Annotated in this window: 18 protein-coding genes and 1 pseudogene; 10 read left to right on the top strand and 9 right to left on the bottom strand. The window is 71.9% G+C overall.

Annotated features, from left to right (window positions below):
- Positions 1 to 25: 25 nt before the first annotated feature.
- Entirely contained in the window at positions 26 to 1,255 is a 1,230-nt protein-coding gene (locus FHX78_RS25405; protein WP_167531853.1) for a WD40 repeat domain-containing protein, read from the bottom strand.
- Positions 1,256 to 1,262: 7 nt separating this feature from the next.
- On the bottom strand, positions 1,263 to 1,757 hold the full coding sequence (locus FHX78_RS25400; protein WP_145869717.1) for a hypothetical protein: 495 nt from the start codon (positions 1,755 to 1,757) through the stop codon (positions 1,263 to 1,265).
- A gap of 209 nt (positions 1,758 to 1,966) precedes the next feature.
- On the opposite strand from FHX78_RS25400, the gene FHX78_RS25395 reads away from it, so the two are divergent.
- The 7 genes from FHX78_RS25395 (at position 1,967) to FHX78_RS25365 (ending at position 9,216) form a co-directional block, all read left to right on the top strand.
- A complete protein-coding gene (locus tag FHX78_RS25395; protein ID WP_167531852.1) occupies positions 1,967 to 2,326 on the top strand; it encodes an arsenate reductase family protein in 360 nt (119 codons plus the stop codon).
- Positions 2,327 to 2,449: 123 nt separating this feature from the next.
- On the top strand, positions 2,450 to 3,088 hold the full coding sequence (locus FHX78_RS25390) for an RlpA-like double-psi beta-barrel domain-containing protein (protein ID WP_145869715.1): 639 nt from the start codon (positions 2,450 to 2,452) through the stop codon (positions 3,086 to 3,088).
- Positions 3,089 to 3,335: 247 nt separating this feature from the next.
- Positions 3,336 to 4,364: a glutamine synthetase gene (gene glnII / locus FHX78_RS25385; RefSeq protein WP_145869714.1), complete on the top strand. Its 1,029-nt coding sequence runs from the start codon at positions 3,336 to 3,338 to the stop codon at positions 4,362 to 4,364.
- 142 nt (positions 4,365 to 4,506) lie between these two features.
- Positions 4,507 to 5,517, top strand: coding sequence for an SDR family oxidoreductase (locus FHX78_RS25380; protein WP_145869713.1), 1,011 nt, complete (start codon positions 4,507 to 4,509; stop codon positions 5,515 to 5,517).
- Between the two features lie 69 nt (positions 5,518 to 5,586).
- Positions 5,587 to 6,852, top strand: coding sequence for a sensor histidine kinase (locus tag FHX78_RS25375; RefSeq protein ID WP_145869712.1), 1,266 nt, complete (start codon positions 5,587 to 5,589; stop codon positions 6,850 to 6,852).
- Positions 6,837 to 7,490, top strand: coding sequence for a response regulator (locus FHX78_RS25370; RefSeq protein ID WP_145869711.1), 654 nt, complete (start codon positions 6,837 to 6,839; stop codon positions 7,488 to 7,490). Before FHX78_RS25375 ends, FHX78_RS25370 begins: the two co-directional genes overlap by 16 nt.
- A 214-nt stretch (positions 7,491 to 7,704) precedes the next feature.
- Entirely contained in the window at positions 7,705 to 9,216 is a 1,512-nt protein-coding gene (locus FHX78_RS25365; protein WP_145869710.1) for a DUF1996 domain-containing protein, read from the top strand.
- Between the two features lie 70 nt (positions 9,217 to 9,286).
- Here FHX78_RS25365 and FHX78_RS25360 read toward each other — a convergent pair whose 3' ends face one another.
- Positions 9,287 to 9,715, bottom strand: coding sequence for a hypothetical protein (locus FHX78_RS25360; protein ID WP_145869709.1), 429 nt, complete (start codon positions 9,713 to 9,715; stop codon positions 9,287 to 9,289).
- An 89-nt stretch (positions 9,716 to 9,804) separates the two neighbouring features.
- Here FHX78_RS25360 and FHX78_RS25355 point away from each other — a divergent pair.
- The 3 genes and pseudogenes from FHX78_RS25355 (at position 9,805) to FHX78_RS25345 (ending at position 12,870) form a co-directional block, all read left to right on the top strand.
- Positions 9,805 to 10,111: pseudogene (locus FHX78_RS25355) on the top strand (tetratricopeptide repeat protein).
- A 58-nt stretch (positions 10,112 to 10,169) separates the two neighbouring features.
- Positions 10,170 to 12,104, top strand: coding sequence for a hypothetical protein (locus FHX78_RS25350; protein WP_145869708.1), 1,935 nt, complete (start codon positions 10,170 to 10,172; stop codon positions 12,102 to 12,104).
- Positions 12,105 to 12,174: 70 nt separating this feature from the next.
- On the top strand, positions 12,175 to 12,870 hold the full coding sequence (locus FHX78_RS25345) for a TetR/AcrR family transcriptional regulator (RefSeq protein ID WP_145869707.1): 696 nt from the start codon (positions 12,175 to 12,177) through the stop codon (positions 12,868 to 12,870).
- A 3-nt stretch (positions 12,871 to 12,873) separates the two neighbouring features.
- On the opposite strand, the gene FHX78_RS25340 is transcribed toward FHX78_RS25345, so the two are convergent.
- The 6 genes from FHX78_RS25340 to FHX78_RS25315 form a co-directional block, all read right to left on the bottom strand.
- Positions 12,874 to 13,230: a 5-carboxymethyl-2-hydroxymuconate Delta-isomerase gene (locus FHX78_RS25340; RefSeq protein ID WP_145869706.1), complete on the bottom strand. Its 357-nt coding sequence runs from the start codon at positions 13,228 to 13,230 to the stop codon at positions 12,874 to 12,876.
- 54 nt (positions 13,231 to 13,284) lie between these two features.
- Entirely contained in the window at positions 13,285 to 18,762 is a 5,478-nt protein-coding gene (gene pulA, locus FHX78_RS25335; protein ID WP_145869705.1) for a pullulanase-type alpha-1,6-glucosidase, read from the bottom strand.
- A gap of 206 nt (positions 18,763 to 18,968) precedes the next feature.
- Positions 18,969 to 20,342: an alpha-amylase gene (locus FHX78_RS25330; RefSeq protein WP_145869704.1), complete on the bottom strand. Its 1,374-nt coding sequence runs from the start codon at positions 20,340 to 20,342 to the stop codon at positions 18,969 to 18,971.
- A gap of 241 nt (positions 20,343 to 20,583) precedes the next feature.
- Positions 20,584 to 22,329, bottom strand: coding sequence for a glycoside hydrolase family 13 protein (locus FHX78_RS25325; RefSeq protein WP_145869703.1), 1,746 nt, complete (start codon positions 22,327 to 22,329; stop codon positions 20,584 to 20,586).
- Between the two features lie 144 nt (positions 22,330 to 22,473).
- The gene (locus FHX78_RS25320) at positions 22,474 to 23,385 is read right to left on the bottom strand and encodes a sugar ABC transporter permease (RefSeq protein WP_145869702.1); all 912 of its coding nucleotides are present in this window, start codon (positions 23,383 to 23,385) and stop codon (positions 22,474 to 22,476) included.
- A gap of 13 nt (positions 23,386 to 23,398) precedes the next feature.
- On the bottom strand, positions 23,399 to 24,403 hold the full coding sequence (locus tag FHX78_RS25315) for a carbohydrate ABC transporter permease (protein WP_145869701.1): 1,005 nt from the start codon (positions 24,401 to 24,403) through the stop codon (positions 23,399 to 23,401).
- Positions 24,404 to 24,489 lie beyond the last annotated feature (86 nt).

Below are 24,489 nucleotides of genomic sequence, written 5' to 3'. Positions count from 1 at the left end.
TCCCGTCGGCCCCCGTACGGACCGCTCACGCCTTCCACAGCTGGACCGAGCCGTCGGTGCCGGTGACGACGAGGGTGTTCTCGTCGTCACCGGTGGCGAAGGCGACGCTGCTGAGCTCTCCCTGATCCGTCTCCCGTGTCAGCACGCGGGGGTTCATCAGGTCGTCCAGGTCCTCCCACAGGCGGACGGTCCCGTCGGAGTTGCTGGCCGCCAGCACGTACCCCGGCGCGTTGAAGCTCAGTTCGTTGGTGTACCCGACGGCACGGGCCGCGTTGACCTTGCGTGGACTGCGCGGGTCGGAGACGTCCCAGAGCTGCACCGACCCCCGGGAGTTGCCGACCGCCAGGGACTTCCGGTCGGCGCTGAAGGTGAGCGCGGTCACGGAGGCGTCGGTGACGGCCCGGCCGCCCTCGATGATCCGCGGGTCGTCGGGTTCCTTGATGTCCCACAGCTGCACGGTTCCGTCGGTGCTGCCCACCGCCAGGATGGTGCCGCGCGGGCTGAAGGCCAGCCGGGTGACGGCGTGGTCGCGGCTGGGGGTGGCCAGGGGCTCCGGGTTCTCCGGGTCGGAGACGTCCCAGATGCGCACCGTCGAGGTGGAACTGGCGACGGCGAGGATCCTGCCGTCGGGGCTGTAGGCGAGGTCGTTGACGGCACCGCCGTACTCGCCGTCCTCCCTCATGGGCAGGACGGCGATGGGGTGTTCGGGTCCCCGGGTCGGCCGGTCCCACAGCCGCACCGTGCCGTCCTCACTGCCCGCGGCCAGGACGCCTCCCTCGGGGCTGAACACCGTCCGGGTGATGGGTCCGGAGTCCCCGCCGGGGAGCTGGGTCCTGCTCTCGGGCCGGTGCGCGTCGAGGACGGTCACGCTTCCACTGGCGGTGCCCACCGCCAGCGTGCCGTCCGGGCCGAAGGCGGCTCCGGTCGCGGCACTGCCGACGTCGAACACCTGCTCCACCTGGGCGGGGGCGGCCGACTCGCCGTAGGGGGTGTCGGGCCGGCTGGTCCAGCCCGCCCAGAACCCGGCCGTCGTGCCCGCGGTCAGACCTCCGAGTAAGACCAGGACGGACACGGTGCGCGCGCGGAGGCGGGAGGGCTTCCCGGGCCCCGCGGACCGGTCGGCGCGCCAGGTCGCCGCGTCCGCGTCCGGCCGGGGCGGCTGGGCGGCCAGGGCGGCAAGATGCGTGTAGCGCTGCGGATGCACCGGTTCGGCGATCGTCTCCGGCTTTCCGATTCCTTCAAGGGCTCGAATCAACAGGCGACTACTGCTCGGCATTTCCTACCCCCGTGGTACCAACATTGCCCAAGTCGGCATCCCCTGCGGTACGCGCCTCGGGGACGACCGGGTGCTCAACTTGAGACGTGGACTGCCCCATTATGGTTCCGCCCTGCCCATTTGCCGCAGGGCCGTCCGAGGGATAGATTTGATCTTGCTGCGGTGGATCCAGCATTGTCCTTCCGACGAACTGCTGTGCCGTCGCCGCGAGTTTGGCCATGAGGAGTGGGGCCACCACCCCCACCAGGAAGGCCGTCAGCGCGTCGGAGACCTTCCCGGTGGCGGCGAACGGCGCCGCCAGCGCACCGCTGACGGTGACCCTGACGGCCATCCACACTCCGTAGACGCGCATCTCGGACGGCGTCCACGGCCACACCCATTGCTTTTTCGGCGATGACGGTTTGACGGCACCCAAGAACAGGGTCATTTCCGCTGCGCCGCCCCCCAGGAGAGCCCAGAGTACCGCCTCCTTGATTTCCATGGCGGCGAACACTAGCAACGCCCCTCACCGGGAACCAATCGGTCACTCCCTCACACCCCTCACACATAAAAGAATCAGTCGACAGCACTTAAAGAAAGAAAGAAGTCACGAGAGGGTGAGGAAATGTCTTTCTCGATGGGAAGAAGGCGCGCCGCGCGTCGGCGGTGGGCGGGGGCGGGTGGTGGGGCACGGGGCGTACCGTGGGCCGCATGGAGATCTGGATCAACCCGGCCTGTTCCAAGTGCCGGAGCGCCATCAGCCTGCTCGACGCCGAGGGAGCCGAGTACACCGTCCGCCGCTATCTGGAGGACGTGCCGAGCGAGGACGAGATCCGCGCCGTCCTGGAGCGGCTCGGGCTGGAGCCGTGGGACATCACCCGTACCCAGGAGGCCGCCGCGAAGGAGCTCGGGCTCAAGGACTGGGCTCGGGACGCCGGTGCGCGGGACCGCTGGATCGCGGCGCTCGCCGCGCACCCCCGGCTGATCCAGCGGCCGATCATCACGGCGGAGGACGGTACGGCGGTCGTGGCGCGCACCGACGAGGCGGTACGGGACGCCCTGTCCCGTTGATCGCGGACGGCACGACTGCCGTGTGACGCAGGCCACTTGGGTGGCGGGCGCGGTCACTGAGCAACTGCGTTCGGTATCTCGTACCTAGCGGCGTACGCTCCCCTACCTCTTCAGGAGGCGCGCATGCCGCGCAGGAGAACCCTCGGTCCGAAGAAGAAGCTCGCGCTGCTGCTGAGCGCGGCCACGGTGGCGGGTGGCGGGGCCTTCGTCATGGCGAACACCTCGAACGCCGCGCCGCCGCCGGTCACCAAGTCGGCGGCCGGCTCCACCGTCTGCCAGGGGCTGGCCACGGCGCTCGGCAACAACCAGCGGTTCATCGAGGGCCAACGGGCCGCCCCCGACGCGCAGTCGGAGGCGCGGATCGCCAACCGTGAGGCGGTCATCGCCCAGATCCGGCTCCAGCAGGAGGCGTCCGGGTGCGCGGTCGGGGAGTCGGCTCAGGGCTCTCCCACGGCGCAGCCGGAGCAGCCGGCCGCCCCCTCGCAGCCCGGCGGGGAGGACGCCGCGGCCTCCGGCGAGCAGGTGTGCGCCGGGTCCACCGTCACCCTCTCCGGCGAGGACGGCGCACCGGCCGCCTCCAGCAACCGGTTCCCGGCCGGCACCCGGCTGAAGGTCACCAACCTGGACAACGGCAAGTCCACGACGGTGGAGGTGACCTCGGTGTCCGGCAGTTGTGTGCTGCTCAACAACGCGGCGTTCGCGCAGGTGCGGGAGGCCGGGAAGTTCCTGATCCGCAGGGCGGTGATCGAGAAGGTGGGGTGACGCCGGGGCCCGCCCGGCGCGGCCGGGCGGGCCCTCCGCGTCCCCTCGCATACAAGCGGCCCCGTCCCCCCGCGTGCTCACAGGGTGAGGCGGGCCACAGCAGTGCCAGGTAACACGGGGTTCACATTCGGGCAATGGCCGGGAAATCGCCTGTTGACAAGCTGCGTGGCATCTACGGCGGCGCCCCAGTGCCGCAGCGCCGCAGCACCCGCACCAGCGCCCAGCCCCACCCCGAAGGATGTGGACCGTGAGCTTCAAGGCCGAGTACATCTGGATCGACGGCACCGAGCCGACCGCCAAGCTGCGGTCCAAGACGAAGATCCTGGGCGATGACGCCAAGGGCGCGGACCTGCCGATCTGGGGCTTCGACGGGTCCTCCACCAACCAGGCCAAGGGGCACGCCTCCGACTGCGTGCTCCAGCCGGTCTTCGTCTGCCCGGACCCGATCCGCGGCGGTGACGACGTGCTGGTGCTGTGCGAGGTCCTGAACACGGACATGACGCCGCACGAGACCAACACCCGTGCCGCGCTGGCCGAGGTCGCCGGGAAGTTCACCGACCAGGAGCCGATCTTCGGCATCGAGCAGGAGTACACCTTCTTCAAGGGCGCCCGCCCGCTCGGCTTCCCCGAGGGCGGCTTCCCGGCCGCGCAGGGCGGCTACTACTGCGGTGTCGGCTCGGACGAGATCTTCGGCCGTGACGTCGTCGAGGCGCACCTGGAGAACTGCCTGAAGGCGGGTCTCGGCATCTCCGGCATCAACGCCGAGGTCATGCCCGGCCAGTGGGAGTTCCAGGTCGGCCCGCTGGCCCCGCTGGAGGTCTCCGACCAGCTGTGGGTGGCCCGCTGGCTGCTCTACCGCACCGCCGAGGACTTCGAGGTCTCCGCCACCCTCGACCCCAAGCCGGTCAAGGGCGACTGGAACGGCGCGGGCGCGCACACCAACTTCTCCACCAAGGCGATGCGCGAGGGCTACGACGCGATCATCACCGCCTGCGAGTCGCTCGGCGAGGGCTCCAAGCCGCTGGACCACGTCAAGAACTACGGCGCCGGCATCGACGACCGCCTCACCGGTCTGCACGAGACCGCCCCGTGGAACGAGTACTCCTACGGCGTCTCGAACCGCGGCGCCTCGGTCCGCATCCCGTGGCAGGTCGAGAAGGACGGCAAGGGCTACATCGAGGACCGCCGTCCCAACGCCAACGTCGACCCGTACGTGGTGACCCGTCTGCTGGTCGACACGTGCTGCACCGCGCTGGAGAAGGCCGGCCAGGTCTGATCCGTCCCGCAGTCCGCGCGAGGGGCGTCCGCCGTGAGGGTGGGCGCCCCTCCGCGTCGTCCGGGCGCCGGTCCCGTACCGCCGGTCTGCCGTCAGCAGATCGGCGTTCCCCCACGCCGTCCGGGCGGGCAGAGTCGCCGGTATGAGACTTCTGGTGCTGGGTGGTACGGAGTTCGTGGGCCGGGCCGTCGTCGAGGCGGCCCTCGGGCGGGGATGGGAGGTGACCGTCTTCCACCGGGGGCGGCACGGGGCACCGCCGGGCGTGCGGACGCTGCTGGGCGACCGCACCGCGCCCGACGGCCTGGTCGCGCTCGACGAGGACCCCGGGGAGTGGGACGCCGTCGTCGACACCTGGTCGGCCGCCCCGCGCGCGGTGCGGGACGCGGCACGGCTGCTGCGGGACCGCGCCGGGCGGTACGTGTACGTGTCGAGCTGCTCGGTGTACGAGTGGGCCCCGCCCGCCGGGTACACCGAGCGGGCCCCGGTGGTGGGGGGCGCCTCTGCGGACGCCGGCGGCACCGACTACGCGCGGGACAAGCGGGGCGGTGAGCTGGCCGCCGTGGACGCCTTCGGCGCGGACCGGTCGGTGCTGGTGCGGGCCGGGCTGATCCTCGGCCCGTACGAGAACGTGGGCCGGCTGCCCTGGTGGCTGAACCGGATGGCGCGCGGCGGCCCGGTCCTCGCCCCGGGTCCGCGTGAGCTGCCGCTGCAGTACGTCGACGTCCGTGATCTCGCCGACTGGATCCTCGGGGCCGCCGAGCGGGGGCTGAGCGGGCCGTACAACCTGATCTCGCCGCAGGGGCACGCCACGACGGGTGAACTGCTGGAGGCGTGCGCCGAGGTGACCGGCGGCGGGGCCGAGCTGCGGTGGACCGCGCCGGAGGTGATCCTCGCCGCGGGGATCGAGCCGTGGACGCAACTGCCGGTGTGGGTGCCGCCGGGCAGCGACCTGCACGACGCGCTGCACTCGGCGGACGTCTCGCGCGCGGTCGCGGCGGGACTGCGCTGCCGCCCGGCCGGGGAGACCGTCGCCGACACCTGGCGCTGGCTCCAGGAGATCGGCGGCAGCGCGCCGCAGCGCCCGGACCGGACGGGCAAGGGCCTCGATCCGGAGGTGGAGGCGAGAGTGCTGGCGAGCACCGGAGGGGTGTAGTCAGCACCACCCCCGGACCGGGGGGCCCGGCCCAGTGCCCCGCGGATTGCGCTCGGCCAGACTGGCGCCATGACCATCGACTCGAAGAGCGGCAGCGGGCGGGGCACGGGGCGGGGCATCGCGCTGGCGGCGGTACGGGGGCTCGCGCTGTCCCTGGTGTCGCTGCCGGGCGCGGTGCTGTGCTTCGTGCTGTCCGTCGTGTCCATCGCGCTGATCCCGATCGGCGTCGGCATCGTCACCACCCCGTACGTGCTCCAGGGGGTGCGGGCGTTCGCGAACGGGCGGCGGGTGCTGGCGGCCGAGTGGGGCGGGGTGCGGATCCCGCCGACGTACCGGCCGGTGCCCGAGGACGCCAATCCGTGGGGGCGGACGTTCGGGATGCTGGGCGATCCGGCGACCTGGCGGGACCTGCGGTGGCTGCCGGTCGACATGACCGCGGGCTTCGTCACCGCGCTGCTGCCGGCCGTGCTGCTGCTGTACCCGCTGGAGGGCCTCGCCATCGCCGTCGGGCTGTGGCGGGTGCTGCCCGAGGGCTACTGGTACGGCTTCGTGCGGGTCACCGGCCAGGGGTCGGCGCTCGGCGCCGGGGCACTCGCGCTCGCCCTGCTGTTCCTCGCGCACTTCTTCGTCCCGCGCCTGCTGCACGGGCACTTCCTGCTCACCCGGGCCGTCCTCGGCTCGCCCGGGGGCGAACTGGCCGAGCGGGTGCGGGTGCTGACCGAGACGCGCCGGGACGCCGTCGACACCTCCGCCGCCGAACTGCGCCGCATCGAGCGTGACCTGCACGACGGGGCGCAGGCGCGGCTGGTGGCGGTCGGCATGGACCTGGGGACCATCGAGGCCCTGCTCGACACGGACCCGGCGAAGGCGAAGGAGCTGATCGCGCAGGCCCGCCGGTCCTCCGTGGAGGCGCTGGCGGAGCTGCGGGAGCTGGTGCGCGGCATCCATCCGCCGGTGCTGGCCGAGCGCGGCCTCGGTGACGCGGTGCGGGCGCTGGCGCTCCGGCTGCCGGTGGCGACCGAGGTGAGCGTGGACCTGCCCGGACGGGCGCAGGCGCCGGTGGAGTCGGCCGCCTACTTCGCGGTGAGCGAGGTGCTGACCAACGCGGTGAAGCACTCCGGCGCGGACCGCGTCTGGATCGACCTGCACCACACCGACGGCCACCTGCGGATCGGTGTCACCGACAACGGCCGGGGCGGGGCGGTGATCGGGGCCGGGTCGGGACTGACCGGGGTGGAGCGGCGGCTGGGTACATTCGACGGCGTCCTGGCCGTCAGCAGTCCCGCGGGCGGCCCCACCATGGTCACCGTGGAGATCCCTTGCGCGTTGTCCTAGCCGAAGACCTGTTCCTGCTGCGCGACGGACTCGTCCGGCTCCTCGAGGCGCACGGCTTCGAGATCGCGGCGGCCGTGGAGTCCGGGCCGGAACTGGCCCGGGCGCTGGCCGAGCTGGAACCCGACGTCGCCGTCGTCGACGTGCGGCTGCCGCCGACGCACACCGACGAGGGGCTGCAGTGCGCGCTGGAGGCGCGCCGCAGGCGGCCGGGGCTGCCGGTGCTGGTGCTCTCGCAGCACGTGGAGCAGTTGTACGCCCGGGAGCTGCTGGCGGACGGCAGCGGCGGGGTGGGGTATCTGCTGAAGGACCGGGTGTTCGACGCGGAGCAGTTCGTGGACGCGGTACGGCGGGTGGCGGCGGGGGGTACGGCGATGGATCCGCAGGTGATCCAGCAGTTGCTGGCGCGGCGGTCGGGCGGCGACCGGTCGCCGGCCCGGCTGACGCCCCGCGAGCTGGAGGTGCTGGAGCTGATGGCGCAGGGCCGCACCAACGCGGCGATCGCGGCCCGGCTGGTGGTGACGGAACGGGCGATCGCGAAGCACACCGCGAACATCTTCGCCAAACTGGGCCTGGAGGTGTCGGACGACGACAACCGGCGCGTGCTGGCGGTCCTCGCCTACCTCGACCGCGACCGGTGAGACCGGCCCGCTCCCTCACCCCGGGTGGGTGATCGGCAACTCCCGGTACTCCAGGGCCTGTTGAGACCCGTGTGCCGGTACCGACTTCTCGTCGATTTCCGCGACGGCTGAACACCCGTGGGGCGGCACCCGTACTGGAGGGCGCCGCTTCACTCCTGTCGGGCGCCTCGATGCCCCGCAATGGGATGCCCCGCAAGGAAGTCAGAGGAGTTCCATGGGACGCAACACAAGAAAACGCCGTACGCCACTGGCCACCAAGGCCGTTGCCGGGGCGGCGGCCCTGGCGCTCGGTGGGGGCGGGCTGATCTGGGCGAACTTCTACGCCTCGGCGCACGAGGAGAACGGAGGCCACAACCGGACCACGTCGAGGGGGACGCAGGTCGCCACGATCAACTGCCCGGACGTCGGCCAGAAGCTGACGAAGGTGCCGCGCGGCGCGCGCAAGGGCGTCGCGCGCGAACTGGCCCGGCTCGACCGGCAGATCACCGACGCCTACACGCGCCTCGCGGAGACCCGCCAGGCCCAGGCGGGCGACGCGGCCTACGTCGACAACGCCATCCTCGGACCACTGAAGTCCAAGCGGACGGCCACCCTGGACCGCATCGGCATCGACATCAACCGGGCGGGCGGCAAGGCGCCGCGCGACCTGGGCCGGTTCGCCCCGTGCCAGGGCGTTCCCGTCGAGCAGCCGGGCAACGGCGGCGGTGACCAGGGTGACGGCGGCCAGGACGACGGCCAGGACCAGGGCGACGGCGGTCAGAACGACGGCGGTCAGGAGCAGGGCAACGGCGGCCAGGCCGGCAACGGCCCGGTGGCGGACGACTTCGTCACCATCGAGGACGTGCAGCCGAACTCCCGCAACCTGCCCAACGGTCTGGCCGCGAACGGCGACGGCGGTTCGACGGGCAGCTTCACCACCGAGTGCGGCACCAACGAGAACGCGCTGCGCAACTCGGACAACGTGATCGTCGCTCCCGGCGTCAGCAACGGCGCGCAGCACCAGCACGACTACGTCGGCAACCAGGCCAACACCGCCTTCGCGAGCGACGAGGACCTGGCGGGCGGGGAGACGACCTGCCAGAACCAGGGCGACCGGTCGTCGTACTTCTGGCCGGTCATCCGGATCCAGGACGGTACGCAGGACATCGACCAGGGTCAGCCGGGTGGCGGTCAGGACGGCAACGTCGGCAGGATCGTCGCGCCCAGCGAGGCCCAGCTGAAGTTCGTCGGCAACCGGACGAGCGACGTCGTCGCGATGCCGCGGGCCCTGCGCATCATCACCGGTGACGCGAAGGCCTTCACCAACGGCCTGAACAACGCCAACACCGCGTGGAGCTGCACCGGCTTCGAGGACCGTCAGGTGACGGACAAGTACCCGATCTGCCCCGAGGGCAGCAGCGTGGTGCGCACCTCCGCCTTCCAGAGCTGCTGGGACGGCCAGAACATCGACAGCGCCAACCACCGCACGCACGTCGACTTCGTCGAGGCGGACGGCACCTGCTCGAACGGCTTCCAGGCCATCCCCCAGCTCCAGGTCCGCCTGGTCTACGACCTCCCGGCCCCGCGGATCGAGAACGGGCAGGTGGTGAACCCGTTCGCGGTGGACTCCTTCCCCGAGCAGCTGCACAAGCCGATCACCGACCACAACGACTTCGTCAACTTCTTCGACGAGGACCTGATGAACGAGATGGTCGACTGCATCAACAGCGGCCGGGACTGCCAGTAGTCCGGTGACCGCGAGGGGCCGGTGGCGGGATCTCCCGCCACCGGCCCCTTCCGCGTGCGCGTCCGCGGGGTCAGCCGTGGTGGCCGCCCCGGTTGTGGCTGCCGCCGGGGTTCATGTGCTCGGACCCCTCCTCCATGGTCCCGCCGAGCGTGCTCCGCAGCGCCGTGACGGTGTCCTCCTCCCCGACGGCGACCCACTTGCGGCCGACGAGGTAGTAACCGCCGTAGTCCTTGGCCGTGTCGAGCCACTCGCGCTGGCCGCGGTCGGTGGCGAAGGTGGCGAGGACGTACTTCTCGTCGCCCTTCCCGCACAGCGCCTGGCGGATGGTGTCGGCGTCGGTCTGCATGTTCGGCTCGCACCGCGCCTCGGCGGCCAGGTGCTCCAGGCTGCCGGCCGCGGTGGGCGGCACCCCGTCCTCGTGGCCGCCGGACCCGCAGCCCGCCAGCGCCAGTGCCGCGACCGCGCCGGTCAGCGCGAGCATCGGTCGGGTGACCCTCATGTGTGTTCCTCCGGTCCTTGACGGCGGCGTCGTGACGGCGACACGCCGCACGGAGCCCCGGCGCGGGGCCCTTCGCCCTCGATACGGCTGTGCCGCCCGCAGCACTCAAATTTCCGGCCTTCCGCGCCGTGATCGACGCACTCGTCGCCGAACTGCCCGAGGACAGCCCGCTGGGCCCCTTCGAGCGGGCCTGCGCCTGGGACTCCACGGGCCGGTCCGACCGGGCGGTGCCGCTCTACCGGCAGGCCCTGGACGGCGGACGCTGTGCCTGTCGAGTCTCGGGCGGCACCGTGAAGGGCTGCCGCTGGTCCTCGGCGCCCTCGCCCCCATCCGCCGCGCTGCCAGGGCTCCATGGCCGCCTACGCGCGGCAGCTCGTCGAGCCCGCCGGGGAGTGACCCCGGCGCCAGGACCTGGGCCAGGTGACCATCCACCGCCTCGCTCGTTCAGCTGGACGTGCAGTCACCGGACGTCGCCCAGCCCTCCGCGCCCTCCTCCCCCGCCGGTCCGATGGTGGACGTCGAGCAGGCCGAGGCCGCGCTCGTCGAGCACTATCCCCGCCTGGTGCGGCTCGCCTACCTGGTCCTGCCGTCCGGCAGGAGCCGCGGCAGGCGGGTGCTCACCGCGCACCACCTGGTCCAGCGGGCGCTCCCGCGGGGCCGCACCCCGGCACCGGTGGTCCCCGCCCAGCGGACCGGCCCCGAGGGCGACCCCGGGTACGCGCTGGTCCGCCTCCAGGTGGTGCGTACGGCGCTGGAGGCCGGCCTGCCGCTGAGGCGCCGGGCGTGGCCGAAGCGGGCGCAACTGCCGCCGCTGCTGCCCCAGGTGTGGGGCCTGAAGCTGTTCCCGCGTCCGGGCGGCGCCGACGAACTCGCGCTGGACCAGCGGCTGTCCGCCCTGTCCGGCGCCGCCCGTGCCGCCCACGCGCTGCGCGGTCTGGAGCGGCTCCCGGACGGGGACGTGCGCGGGATCCTCACGGCCGCGGGCGTCGCCGACGCGGACGCCGCGCTCGCCGAGGCCGACCGTGTCCCCGACGCGTACCGGCTGCTCGACTCGCCCGAGTTCGACCCCTGCTCGCTCCAGGCCCGGCCGACCGATCTCCTGCGCCGCCGCCGGCACGGGCGGGCCGCGCTGGTCGCCTGCGCGGCGCTGGCGGTCTGCGGGACGCTGCTCGCGCTGCCGGGCGACGGCTGGGGCGGGGACGGCCCCGCGGCTCCCCCGTACGCGCGCAACCCGGCCGCGCAGGCGGCGCTGGACCCGGCGAAGCTGACCCGGGTCTCCCCCACCGCCTGGCGGACTTCCGCGCGCACCGACTTCTCCGTGTGGCCGGCCCGCGGCGACCGCACCGGTGACCGGGCCCTGCTGCGCCGTGCCCTCGCCGTCTGGGCCCGGCCCGGCGGGGCGGTCCAGGTGTCGGCGACCCCGGGCACCCCGACCGGCGGCCCCGCCGGACCGCCCCGGCTGCTGTACGCGGGGACGGTCGACACCGCCCGCGTGGTGATCCTGTACGACGGTCTGCGCATCGCCCGCTACGCCGAGCCGGTGCACGGCACCGCGGGCGCCGCGCTCGACTTCGCCCGGGTCGACGGGGCCGGCCGGGACGACGCGGGCGCGGTGGTGCTGAGCCGGGCGGACGGCAACGTGCGCTATCTGACGGCGCCCTGGGTGCGCGGGGCGGCCCGGCGGGACCTGCGCGCCCCGGACACCGGCGCGACCGGCCTCACCCTCACCGGCGGGGTGACCCCGCCGCTGGCCGGGCCCGTCCAGCGGCCGGGGCCGTGCAGCTCGTGGAGCGTGCTGCAACTGACCGACGGGAAGGGCACCCGGCTGGTGACCGACCTCGGCGAGCTGGTCCCGGCGCGGCTCACCGCGGGAGCGCCCGGCGCGCCGCGGCCGGCCTCCGGTGCCGGGGCGCTGCGCACCTGGGCGCCGTTCGCCTGCTCGCTGGGCGCGCTGCGCTCGGCGGGCGTGCGGACGGTGAACGCCTGGGCGTTCGCCGAGCAGCCGCTGCCCGGTGCCGGGCGGGACGGCAGCGGGTCGGGGACGTGGGTGTGCACACGGGCCGAGACCTGGCGGGGCGACGGCGCGCGGGTGCTGGCGCAGTTCCACACGCCGGGCGGGCGGTTCGGCGCGGTGGCGGCGACGGCGCAGGACGTGCCGGCGTGCGGCCCGCGCGAACCGCGGGTGCTGGCCGGGGTGCTGTGGAAGTCCGGGGCCGGTTCCCGGTACCTGCTGGCCGCCGGCAGCGACGGCATCGCGTCGGTCAGGGCGACGGGCGGGGTCGAGGGCTCGGCGCGGGGCCGGCTGCTGACCGTGCGCGCCGGGAAGGGCGCCCGGGCCTATCTGGAGGGCACGCTGGAGAACGGGAAGCCGGTCACCGGGCTGCGTTAGCGTCTGCCGACCGAACACCGTCGGCCGGTCCGGACCGTTCGAGGCCGGAATCGATCGGTAAGGTGTTCGCATGACTACCGGGGTGCGTCGCAGGATGGGAGTCGAGGAGCGGCGGCAGCAGTTGATCGGCGTGGCCCTCGAACTGTTCAGCCGTCGTTCGCCCGACGAGGTTTCCATCGACGAGATAGCGTCGCGCGCGGGCATCTCGCGCCCGCTGGTGTACCACTACTTCCCCGGCAAACTCAGCCTGTACGAGGCGGCGTTGAGGCGGGCCTCGGAGGATCTCGCGTCCCGGTTCGTGGAGCCGCACGAGGGCCCGCTGGGGTCGCGGCTGCGGCGGGTGATGAGCCGCTTCTTCGACTTCGTGGACGCACACGGTCCCGGTTTCTCCGCCCTGATGCGCGGCGGTCCCGCGGTCGGCTCCTCCACCACCAACGCGCTCGTCGACTCCGTACGGCAGGCCGCCTACGAGCAGGTGCTGGCGCACATGGGGGTGGCGGAGCCCGTGCCGGCGCGGCTGGAGCTGGTGGTCCGCTCCTGGATCTCGCTCGTCGAGTCGACGGCGCTGATCTGGCTGGACGGGCGGCGCATCCCGCGCGAGGAGCTGGAGACGCAGCTGGTGCAGGACTTCGCCGCGCTGGCCGCCGTGGCCGCCGCCCGTGACGCGGAGCTGGCCGCGCTGCTGCGCGGGCTGCTGGCGAAGGAGCCGGGCGACGGGCCGTTCACCGACCTCGCCGCCCGGCTGATCGCGCTGGCGTCCCCCTGAGGGCTACTCCTCGAACTTCCGGTACGACGCGTCGAGGTCGCGGATCTCGGCGGAGGCGTGCAGCGTCACGCCCTGCTCGGCCTTGACGTACCGCCGCAGCAGCTCCAGGACCGTCTCGGTGAGCCGGGCCTTGGTGTCGTCGGTGCGGCCGGGCAGCAGGCCGATGTGCACGTGCACGAGGGCGTGCCCGTCGGTGTCGGGGCCGACCACGACGTCCTCGGTGTGCCGGAACCGCGTCTTGCACGCGGGCGGCTTCGCGGCCGCGATCTCCACGACGGCGGTGTGCAGGTCCCGCGCGAAGGCGGGCCGGTCGAAGCCGTCCGCCAGACGCTCGGAGTAGTCGACGGTGATCTGCGGCATGAGCCCTCCTGTGACTGGTCAGGAGGGCTCACACTAGCCGCAGCTCCCCCCGGGTCAGCCGGCGGCGGTGAACACGGCGACCGTGCGCGCCGGGACGGTGAACGTGCCGGTGCCCTTGGCGTAGGACGAGGTCTTCACGACCGTGTCCCCGCCCGCCGCCTGCACCGGGTGCAGGCCGTGGCCCGTCCCGGCGAGCGCGGCGACGCGCTGCTCCTGCCGCTCCGGTGTGGCGTTGAAGACGACGACGAGGTCACCGAGCTTCATGGTGATGACGCCGGGCGTCTCGTCCTTCCCGGACAGCGGGAAGGCGAGCCGGGACTGCACCTGCGCGGCCGTGTCCAGGGAGAACGCCTTCTCCGTGGAGCGGATCTCCAGCAGGTCCCGGTACGCGGCCGAGGCGCCCTCGATCTGCGGGCAGCCGGCCTTCACCGCGCCCAGCAGGGGCGTGGCGTAGGGCCACTTGTCCTCGTTGTCGGCGGCCGGGGGCAGGCCGCGGCCGAAGCCGTTGCCGTCCGCGCAGTTCCAGTGGATGGCGTTGAACCAGTCGCCGCTGTCGTAGGAGTTGCGGTCCAGGGACTTGGAGCGCAGCAGGTCGGTGCCCGCCTGGGAGAGGGCCGGGCCCTGCGAGAGGGTGGCCGTCGCCATGGCGAGGACCTGCATGCGGGCCCGGTCGTCCGCGGAGGTGTCCTTCGGCAGCTTGAAGGCGAGCGCGTCGAACAGCGACTCGTTGTCGTGCGCGTCCGCGTAGGCGAGGGCGTCGCCGGGGGCGGCCGCGTAGCCGGCGGGGGCGCCGTTGTAGTCGACCTGGGAGCCCTTGACCTCCTTGCCGCTGGTGTCGGTGAAGGTGTAGTCGGCGAGGTTGCCGCTCAGGCCCACCTTGATCAGGTCCTGGTAGTGCAGCAGGCGGGCCTTCTGCTCGGCCTCGGTGCCGTTGGCCTTCGAGGAGTTGGGGTCGGTGTAGAGGCCGGAGGCGAAGCCCTGCACGCCGGGGTCCTCGTCGAAGGGGCCGCCGCCGCGCACGGCGTCACGGGCCCGGTCGGAGAAGGTGGCGATGCCGGTGCCGGCCATGTTCTGCTGCGTGGCCTGTTCGAAGCGGGCGTCGTCGGCGATCTCGCCGAAGTTCCAGCCCTCGCCGTACAGGATGACGCTCTTGCCGTCGACGCCGTCCTTCTCGACGGTCAGCGCGTCGAGGGCCGCGCGGACGGCGAGGATGTTGGCCTTGGGGTGGTGGCCCATGAGGTCGAAGCGGAAGCCGTCGACCTTGTACTCCTTGGCCCAGGTGACCACGGAGTCCACGACCAGCTTGCCCATCATGGCGTTCTCGGTGGCCGTGTTGGCGCAGCAGGTGCTGTTGGCGACCGAGCCGTCGGCCAGCAGCCGCTGGTAGTAGCCGGGCACGATCCGGTCCAGGACGCTGGTCCTCGCCTGCCCGCTCGCGGCGGTGTGGTTGTAGACGACGTCCATGACGACGCGCAGGCCGTCCTCGTTGAGCGCCTTGACCATCTTCCGGAACTCGACCGTGCGGGCGGTGCCGTCCGGGTCGGTGGCGTAGGAACCCTCGGGGACCGTGTAGTGGTACGGGTCGTAGCCCCAGTTGTAGGCGTCCTTGGCGGCCGTCTTCGCCACGCACCGCTGCTGCTGGTCGGAGTCGGCCGGGTAGGAGGCGAGGTCGCAGTCGGGGCTCGCCTGGTCGGACTTCCTCTCGGGGATGGTGGCGATGTCGAACGCGGGCAGCAGGTGCACGTACGAGGTGCCGGCCGCGGCCAGCTCCCGCAGGTGCCGCGAGCCGTCGCTGTCCTGGTCGGTGAAGGCCAGGTAGGTGCCCGGGTCGCTCGCGGTGCGGTCCTCGACGGAGAAGTCGCGGATGTGCAGTTCCTGGATCTGGGCGTCCTTCAGCGGCACGGCCTCCGGCTTGTCGAGGGACGTCCAGCCCTTGGGGGCGAGGCTCCGGTCGGCGAGGTCGACGACGAGGCTGCGCTCGGAGTCGGTGGTCAGGGCGACCGAGTAGGGGTCGGTGACCTTGTTGGTGACGACCGCGCGGGCCTCGGGCGCCCACACCTTCACCGCGTACCGGTACTCCGCGCCCTTCCAGGAGCGGGGGCCGGTGACGGACCAGACGCCGGAGTCGCCGTCGCGGCGCATCGGGACGGTGCGGCCGCCGATCTCCAGGGACACCTGCTGGGCGGTCGGCGCCCACACGGAGAGGGTGGGCCGGCCGTGGCGGAACACCGGGCCGAGGTCCGCCCGCGTGGCGTCGGCGGCGTACAGGTCGTCGAGGACGCCCGCGAGCTGCACGCCGGTCGCGGCGAGCACGGCGCCTCCCCCAGTGCCGGAAGCCTGGGAGGTGCCCCCAGCGGCGCGCTGGGAGGCGATCACCTGGCCGCGCAGGGCCTCGCGCACGCGGTCCCGGTCGCGCGGGTCGACGGTCCAGGCGGTGCCGTCCTCCAGGTGCGGGAACTTCGCCTTCTGGGCGTCGGTGAGGGACGTCCTCGCCAGGCGCAGCCAGCGCGCGTCGTCGCCGACGAGCGTGCCGTCCCGCACCGTGACCGAGCCGGTGCGGGAGGCGAGGAGCTGGGTGGAGGCGGCGGCGTCGGAGCCGTCCCAGACGACGGTGTCCCGGTCGATCCAGACCGCCTTGGCGGTGGACAGGTCGAGGGCGGCCGCGGAACCGGCGGGCTGCGGCAGCAGGTACGCCTCCTGGCCGCTCAGCAGCCACACCTCGTGGCCGTCGGCCCTGAGGTCCAGCGACCGGTCGGACGGGAGGTCCTTCTCGTCGCCCTTGTGGAGGATGTAGCTGAGGCTGGTGGCGCCCTCGGTGAGCGGCACCTCGAAGACCGCGCCGTAGGCGTCGGTCCTCACCGGCTTCAGGGGGTTCGACCACTCGGTGGGGTTCGCGGCGCCGGTCCAGGTGTGCAGGCCCCAGCCGTCGTAACCGCCGTCGGCGCGGTGGTAGTGCAGCACGGCCTTGGTGGTGTCCTGGGCCGGGTACTCGGGCCGTTCGGTGGTGACGGTCTCCTTGCCCTGCTCGATCCAGATCTCACCGGTCGTGGTGAGGTCGATCGTGCGGTCGGTGGAGACGTCCTTGGTGCCGTCCTTGTCGATCACCAGGAAGCCCACGTCGGAGGCGCCCGGCTTGAGCTTGACGTAGGCGAAGGCGCCGTAGGCGTCGCGGCCGGTGAAGGGGTGGCTCTTGGGCCACTCGGTGGCCTCACCGTCCGCCAGGTCGCCCCAGGCGTACAGGCCCCAGTCGTCGTAGTCGCCGTCGGCGCGCTTGTAGTGGACGACCGCGTAGTCGCGGGAGACGGCGGTGGGCGGGGCCTCGGCCTGCGGAGTGCCGGTGGTGGAGGCGGCCAGGGCGCTCGCGGTGCGGCCGGCCGAGTCGATCACGACGGCCTTGTAGCGCAGGGCGGTGCCGGCGGGCACGTCCTCGCCGATGGTGTGGGTGACCTTGTAGGGGGCGTGGTCGGCGGAGCCGAGCGTCTGCCACCTGCCGTTGCCGGTCTGGGCGGCGAAGACGACGCGGTTGAGCTGTCCGCCTCCCCCACTCTCGGCTTCGCTCGAGCGGGAGGTGCCCCCAGTGTCGGCGGTGACCTCGACGGTGCCGGTGGCGCCGGCGTCCGGGGCCTTCAGGCTGACCGTCGGCTCGGCGGCGGGCTCGGCGAGCGGGCCGGACGCCTTCAGTACGATCGCCGAACCGGCCGGGACGGTGACCGTGATCTTCCTGTCGGCGTCGCTGGTGACGGTGGCGTCGGTGCCGTGGAGGCCCTTGAACGTCATCCGGGCGGAGTCCGTGGCGAAGGTCGCGGTCCTCGGCTCGGCGGCGTTGTTGAAGGCGACCACGTACTCGGTGGTGTCCTTGCCCGTTCCGGTGCGGGAGAAGGCGTAGACGCCCGCGCCGTCGGCCGCGTACCGCTCCCGCTGGATGCCGTCGGTGAGGGCGGGGTGCGCCGTGCGGAGCTTCGCGAGGGCGCTGATCCGCCGGTAGAGCGGGGAGCGGGTGTCGTAGGTGTCCTCGGCGTGGGTGCGGTCGCTGCCGATCAGGTCGTCGTCGAGGTAGTCGGCGGTGCGGGAGGCGAACAGGGTCTGGCGGGCGTCCTTGTCGCCGCCGGCGCCGGTGAAGCCCTGCTCGTCGCCGTAGTAGACGACCGGGTTGCCGCGGCTGAGGAACATCAGCTCGTTGGCGAGCATGTCCTTCCTCAGCAGCTCGGCGTCGGAGGCGTCCGGGTCGTCCTGCTTCAGGAACGTGCCGATGCGGCCCATGTCGTGGTTGCCGAGGAAGGTGACCTGCTCGTAGGCGTTGGCCCGGCCGGTCGTGTACTTGTGGTCGTCGCCGAAGACGGCCGCGAGCCTCTTCGCGCTGCCGCCCTGGGAGGCGTACTGGCGGGCCGCCTCCTGGAACGGGAAGTCGAGCGTGGCGTCGAGCCGGCCCTCGGTGACGTACGGGGCGGTGATGTCGGTGTCGGCGGAGTACACCTCGCCGAACATGAAGAAGTCGTCCCGGCCCTGCTTCGCCGCGTAGGCGTCCAGGGCGGTGGCCCACTGGGTCCAGAACTCCATGTTGACGTGCTTCACGGTGTCGATCCGGAAGCCGTCGATGTCGAAGTCCCGCACCCAGCGCCGGTAGATGCTCTCCATGCCGTCGACGACCTCGGGACGCTCGGTCCACAGGTCGTCGAGGCCGGAGAAGTCGCCGTACTCGGCGGACTCGCCGGCGAAGGTGGAGTCGCCGCGGTTGTGGTACATCTCCGGGTCGTTGAGCCAGGAGGGGACCTTGGTGTCCTTCTTGGCGGCGGGCACGACCGGGGTGCGCGGGAAGGAACCGGAGTCCACGCGCGGGAATCGCCGGGAGCCGTCCGCGTAGTCGGCGTCGTCGAAGGGCTCACCGTCCTTCGTCAGGTACGGGAAGGCGCCCTTGGAGAGGTAGTCGTAGGACTTCTCCTCGTAGTCGACGACGTCGGCGGTGTGGTTGGTGATGACGTCGAAGAAGACCTTCATGCCCTTGGCGTGGGCCTTGTCGATGAGCTTCTCGAGGTCGTCGTTGGTGCCGAAGTGCGGGTCGACCTGGGTGAAGTCGGTGATCCAGTAGCCGTGGTAGCCGGCCGAGGCGTTGTCGCCGGTGCCCTGCACCGGCTGGTTCTTGAAGATGGGCGCCATCCAGATGGCGGTGGTGCCCAGGCCCTTGATGTAGTCGAGCTTCTCGGTGAGGCCCTTGAGGTCGCCTCCCTGGTAGAAGCCCTTGTCGGCGGGGTCGTAGCCGGTGGTGAGGCGCGAACCGGTCAGTCCGCCGCGGTCGTTCTTCGGGTCGCCGTTGGCGAAACGGTCCGGCAGGACGAAGTAGAACTGCTCGCGCGTGAGGTCGTGCCGCGCCGGCGACTCGGCCAGCCGCGCGTCCGAGGGGGGCGCGGGCGGGGTGACGGCGCGGGCGGCGAGCGGCTGCACGAGGGCGGCGGCGAGCGCGGCCACGGTGACGGCGGCGACACGTCTGCCGCGCGCGGTGCGGCGCCCCGGGGGCGCGGGCCATCTGGGTATCAAGGCGTGAACTCCTTGCGCTTACGGCTCATTGGGTCCGACCCCGCGCCACGGCCGCACGACCTGTTTCGGCCACGTCACCGGGGCGCCGGCGTGACCGTATCCCCGTTGAAAGCTTTACAGCAAGGGTTCTGAAAGTAACGGTAAGGATTTGCATCCGGCGGGGGCCGCGCCGCCGCCCCGTGAACGGCGGCGCGGCCCGCGCGCGTTCAGCAGCTCGACTTGCCCGCGTACACCGCGAGGGCCGTGTTGCCGCCGAGGGTGGCGGTGAGCTGGCCGGAGCCGTTCACCGTCACGGTCCTGTTGTTCTGCACGTCGCAGTACGTGCCCGCCGCGAGGGACGTCTGGTACGTGCGGGTCAGCGAGCCGGACTCGTGGTTGATGGCCACGAAGCCCTTGCTGCCCCGGCCGAAGGCGATCGCGTCGCCGCCGTTGTCCCACCAGTTGGTGACCGCCTGGCCGCGGGTGGCGTTGCGGAAGGCGACCATGGACCTGATCTCCGGCCAGGCGTGCTGGCACTTCCAGCCGCTCTGCCAGCAGGCGTCGACCCGGCCCCCGTTGGGCGGTCCGGCGTCGTGGTCGGTGAACTCGTAGCCGGAGTTGATGTCGGGGGCGCCGTAGGGCCAGGCCAGCATGAAGACGTTGGCCAGGGTGTAGTTCGCGCCGTCCTTGTAGCTCAGGGTCGAGCCGTTGCGCTCGGTGTCGTGGTTGTCGACGAAGACGCCCGAGACACCGCTGTTCATGTAGCCCCAGCCCTCGCCGTAGTTCTTCAGGTAGGCGAGGTTCTCGTTGTTGAAGACCCGCTTGAGGTCGTAGGCGTAGCGGAACTCCTGGACGTCGCCGTTGCCCGTGTACTCGGTGGGCTGGACGGCCTCGCCCGCGCCGTGGATGACCTCCTGCTTCCAGTACACGCCCGGGTTGCTCAGGCGGGACTTGATGTTCGCCAGGTCGGCGGCCGGCATGTGCTTGGCGGCGTCGACGCGGAAGCCGTCCACGCCGAGGGAGAGCAGGTCGTTGAGGTACTTGGCGATGGCGCCGCGGACGTAGTCCTCGCCGGTGTCGAGGTCGGCGAGGCCGACGAGTTCGCAGTTCTGGACGTTGCCGCGGTCCTGGTAGTTGGTGATCTGCGCGGTGCAGTTGTCGAAGTCGTACGAGGAGTACAGGCCGGGGTAGGTGTACTTCGTGTACGACGAGCCGCCGGTGCCGGTGCCGCTGCCCGCGGACATGTGGTTGACGACGGCGTCGGCGACGACCTTCACACCGGCCGCGTGGCAGGTGTTCACCATGTTCTGGAACGCGGCGCGGTCACCGAGCCGCCCGGCGATCTTGTAGCTGACCGGCTGGTACGACGTCCACCACTGCGAGCCCTGTATGTGCTCGGCGGGCGGGGAGACCTGGACGTATCCGTAGCCGGCGGGGCCGAGGGTGGTGGTGCACTCACGGGCGACCGAGGCGAAGTTCCACTCGAACAGGACGGCCGTGACGTCCTTGCTGCCGGGCGGGGACGCCTGCGCTCCGGTCGGGGCCATGACAACCGAGGCGGCCGCGAGAGCGACGGCCCCGGCGAGGGTTCTGCGTGCCATGTGGGGTTCCTTCTTCATCGAAGGGTGTGGGGAAACCGCCCGGATCGGTTGAAGCTTCTTGCAGAAAGCTTCAGCAACCTTGCGGCAACGCAGATGTTAGAGGCCCGCCACCCGAAAGGGCAGCGGGCCGTACCAACTTGAAGGAAAAAAGTTGCGGGCCGGACGACCGAGGGTCGCGACCGTCGTGAGGGCACGACCGCCGGAAGGCCCCGACCGTCAGAGGATCACGACCGCCGGAAGGTCAGCCCGTCGTCCACCACACGGTGGTGTCGGCCGGCACCTTCGCCTCGCCGGCCGTCTCCTCCACCGCACCGCTGGCGAGCAGCACCCGCCCGTACGCCGGGGTCGTCACCGACTCACCGGTGGTGTTGGCGACGCACACGAACTCCCCGCGCCGGAAGGCGAGCACGCCCTCGGGCGCGCGCAGCCACTCCACCGCGTCGCCCGCGCCCAGGTCGGCCCGCTCCCGGCGCACGGCGAGCGCGGACCGGTACAGCTCCAGCGTCGAACCGGGCTCGCCGGTCTGCGCCTCCACGCTCAGCTCGCCCCAGCCGGCGGGCTGCGGCAGCCAGCTGCCGCCGTCGCCGAAGCCGTACGAGGAGCCCTCGCGGGTCCACGGGATCGGCACCCGGCAGCCGTCGCGGAAGCCGTCCTGGCCCGCGCCGCGGAAGTACGCCGGGTCCTGGCGCACCTCGTCCGGCAGGTCCACGACGTCCGGCAGGCCCAGCTCCTCGCCCTGGTAGACGTACGCCGAACCGGGCAGCGCCAGCATCAGCAGCGTCGCCGCGCGGGCCCGGCGCAGACCCAGCTCGCGGTCGCCGGCCAGGCGGATCTGGGTGCCGAGGCCCGCCGGGTTGGCGAAGCGGGTGGCGTGGCGGGTGACGTCGTGGTTGGAGAGCACCCAGGTGGCCGGGGCGCCGACCGGGCGCATGGCGTCCAGCGTGCGGTCGATGACCTCGCGCAGCTCCGCGGCGTCCCAGTGGGTGCCCAGGTACTGGAAGTTGAACGCCTGGTGCAGCTCGTCGGGGCGGACGTAGTTGGCGGTGCGCTCGACGGTCGGCGTCCAGGCCTCGGCGACGAAGATGCGCCCGCCCGTCTCCCGCCCCCGCCCTTCCGCGGAAGGCCCTTCGGGCCCCATCGGATCGCTGTACTCGTCGAGGATGAGCCGCCACTGCCGGTAGATGTCGTGCACGCCGTCCTGGTCGAAGAACGGCATGACATCGTTGCCCAGCAGTTTCAGCTGCTCGTGCGAGCCGAGGTCGGGCAGGCCCTCGGCCTTGACCATGCCGTGGGCGACGTCGATGCGGAAGCCGTCCACGCCCATGTCCAGCCAGAACCGCAGGATGGAGCGGAACTCGTCGCCGACCGCCGGGTGCTCCCAGTTGAAGTCGGGCTGCTCCGGCGCGAAGAGGTGCAGGTACCACTCGCCGGGCGTGCCGTCGGGCTCGGTGACCCGGGTCCAGGCCGGGCCGCCGAAGATCGACTCCCAGTCGTTGGGCGGCAGCTCGCCGTTCGCGCCCTTGCCGGGCCGGAAGTGGTAGCGGTCCCGCGACGGGGAGCCGGGGCCCTCGGCGAGGGCGCGCTTGAACCACTCGTGCTGGTCGGAGGAGTGGTTGGGCACCAGGTCGACGATGATCCTCAGGCCCAGTGCGTGGGCGTCGCGGATCAGCGCGTCCGCGTCGAGCAGGGTGCCGAACATGGGGTCGACGGCGCGGTAGTCGGCGACGTCGTAGCCGGCGTCGGCCTGCGGCGAGGCGTAGAAGGGGCTGAGCCACACGGCGTCCACACCGAGGTCGCGCAGGTACGGCAGGCGGGAGCGGATGCCCTCCAGGTCGCCCATGCCGTCGCCGTTGCTGTCGGCGAAGCTGCGCGGGTACACCTGGTAGATCACCGCGTCCCGCCACCAGTCGCGGCGCCGGGTGACGGTGGCGACGGCCGCGTCGGAGGTGGGGGTCGGGGCCGGGGCGGCGGAGTGCTGCTGGCTCATGTCGTCCTTGATACGAGGTTCGGTCAGGGAGGCGAGTGGGGCGGCGGGAGGACGAGGCGGCCGCGGTGACAGCGGGGTCGGATGGACACCGCGGCCGCCTACCCGCGTGAGGTGAGGCACGCGGGAGTCTTCAGGCGAAGGGGGTCAGCCCTTCGTACCGCCGGCCGTGAGGCCGGTGACCAGGTTCTTCTGCACCAGGTAGAAGAACGCGGAGACCGGGATCGCGATCAGGACCGCGGTGGCGGCCATGAGGTTGCGCTGTGCGTCGTGCTCGCTGACGAAGCTCTGCAGACCGACGGCGAGCGTGTACTTCTCGTCGTCGAGCATGAACGTCGTGGCGAAGGCGACCTCTCCGAACGCGGTGATGAAGCTGTAGAACGCGGCGACCGCCAGCCCGGGCTTGGCGAGCGGCAGGATCAGCCGCGCGAACGTGCCGAAGGGGGTCAGCCCGTCGACCCGTCCAGCCTCGTCGATCTCGAACGGGATGGTGTCGAAATAGCCCTTCATCAGCCAGGCGCAGTACGGCACCGCCGTCGTGCAGTAGACGAGGACCAGTCCAAGGTAGCTGTCGACGAGCCGCAGGTCCGAGAGGATCTGGTACATCGGCACCATCAGGACGGCCACCGGGAACATCTGGGTGACCAGGAGCACCCACATGAACTTCTTGTACCCGGGGAAGCGCATGCGGGAGACCGCGTAGCCGGTGGTGGCGGCGACCAGGACACCGATGACGGTGGTGCCGAGCGAGACGATCAGCGAGCTCTTCAGCCAGTCGAAGAAGTTCGTGTTCTGCAGCACGAACGTGTAGTTGTCGAGCGTCATCTTGCCCCAGATGCCGCCGGGACGCAGATAGTCGTCCTTGTCGGGGCCGAGGGACAGGAAGACCAGCCAGGCGACCGGGAACAACGCGATCAGACTGGCCGTGATCAGCACGCCGTGCGAGGTGAGCCTCGCCAGCGGGCTGCTCTCGCCGCGCCGGCGCACTCCGCGGGGCGGGCGCGGGTCGTCGGCAGGCCGGTCCGCCGGAGCAGTGGTGGTGACGGTGGTGGTGCTCATGGGGACTCCTGCCTCAGATCGCGAGCTGCTGCTCATTGCGGTTCAGCCAGCGGCGGTAGAAGGAGGTGAAGACGATCAGGATGGCCAGCAGCAGCATGCCGTAGGCGGCGGACTGCGCGAAGTCGCGCGGCTGCTGTCCGAAGCCGAGCTGGTAGGCCCAGGTCACGAGGATCTGCGCGTCCGGCGCGGTGTTGCCGAACAGCAGGAAGATCACGGCGAACTGGTTGAACGTCCAGATGATGCCGAGCAGGACCACGGTGGAGCTGACCGAGCGCAGACCGGGCAGGGTGACGTGGCGGAACCGCTGCCAGGCGGTGGCGCCGTCCATCTCGGCCGCCTCGTAGAGGCTGGCGTCGATGGACTGCAGGCCGCCGAGCAGGGAGACCATCATGAAGGGCACACCGCACCAGGTGTTGACCATGATCGCGGCGAACCGCTGCCAGAAGGTGTCCTCCAGCCACAGCGGCGTCGGCAGGCCGAGCGCGTCCAGGCCGGAGTTGATGATGCCGGCGTCGGCGAGCATGAAGCGCCAGCCGAAGACGGTGACGAAGGTCGGCACGGCCCACGGCAGGACCAGGACCAGCCGGTACAGGGTGCGGCCGCGCAGCTTCTGGTTGAGCAGCAGGGCCAGGCCCAGGCCGATGCCGTAGTGCAGGGCGACACAGGCGGCCGTCCACACGATCGTCCAGACGAAGTGCGACCAGAAGCGGTCGTAGGCGGTCTCGCCCCACAGGATGTCGGCGTAGTTGTCCAGGCCGATGAACTTGTAGGTGGCCTCGATCTCGTTGACGCCGATGGTGCGGGCCGAGTTGAGGCTGTTGGCGTCGGTGAGGGTGAGGTAGAAGCCGTACGCCAGGGGGTACAGCACGAGGACGCCGAGCACGACGGCCACCGGCGCGATCATGACGTAGGCGTACCAGTGCTTGTCGAAACTGCGCTTCAGGCGGCTGGCCGGCCCCGGCCGGGGCGCGCGGTCACCGCTGCGCTTGCCGGTGGCGCGGTCGATGGCGACTGTCATGGTTCGGCACCTTCTGGATGATCAAGGGGTACGGCACACAGGCCGGCGGCCGCCGGACCCTCCCCTCCTGGAAGCGGGTCCGGCGG

The organism is Streptomyces capillispiralis (assembly GCF_007829875.1).
GTDB classification, from domain to species: domain Bacteria; phylum Actinomycetota; class Actinomycetes; order Streptomycetales; family Streptomycetaceae; genus Streptomyces; species Streptomyces capillispiralis.
This window is presented reverse-complemented; position numbering and strand designations above follow the sequence as displayed.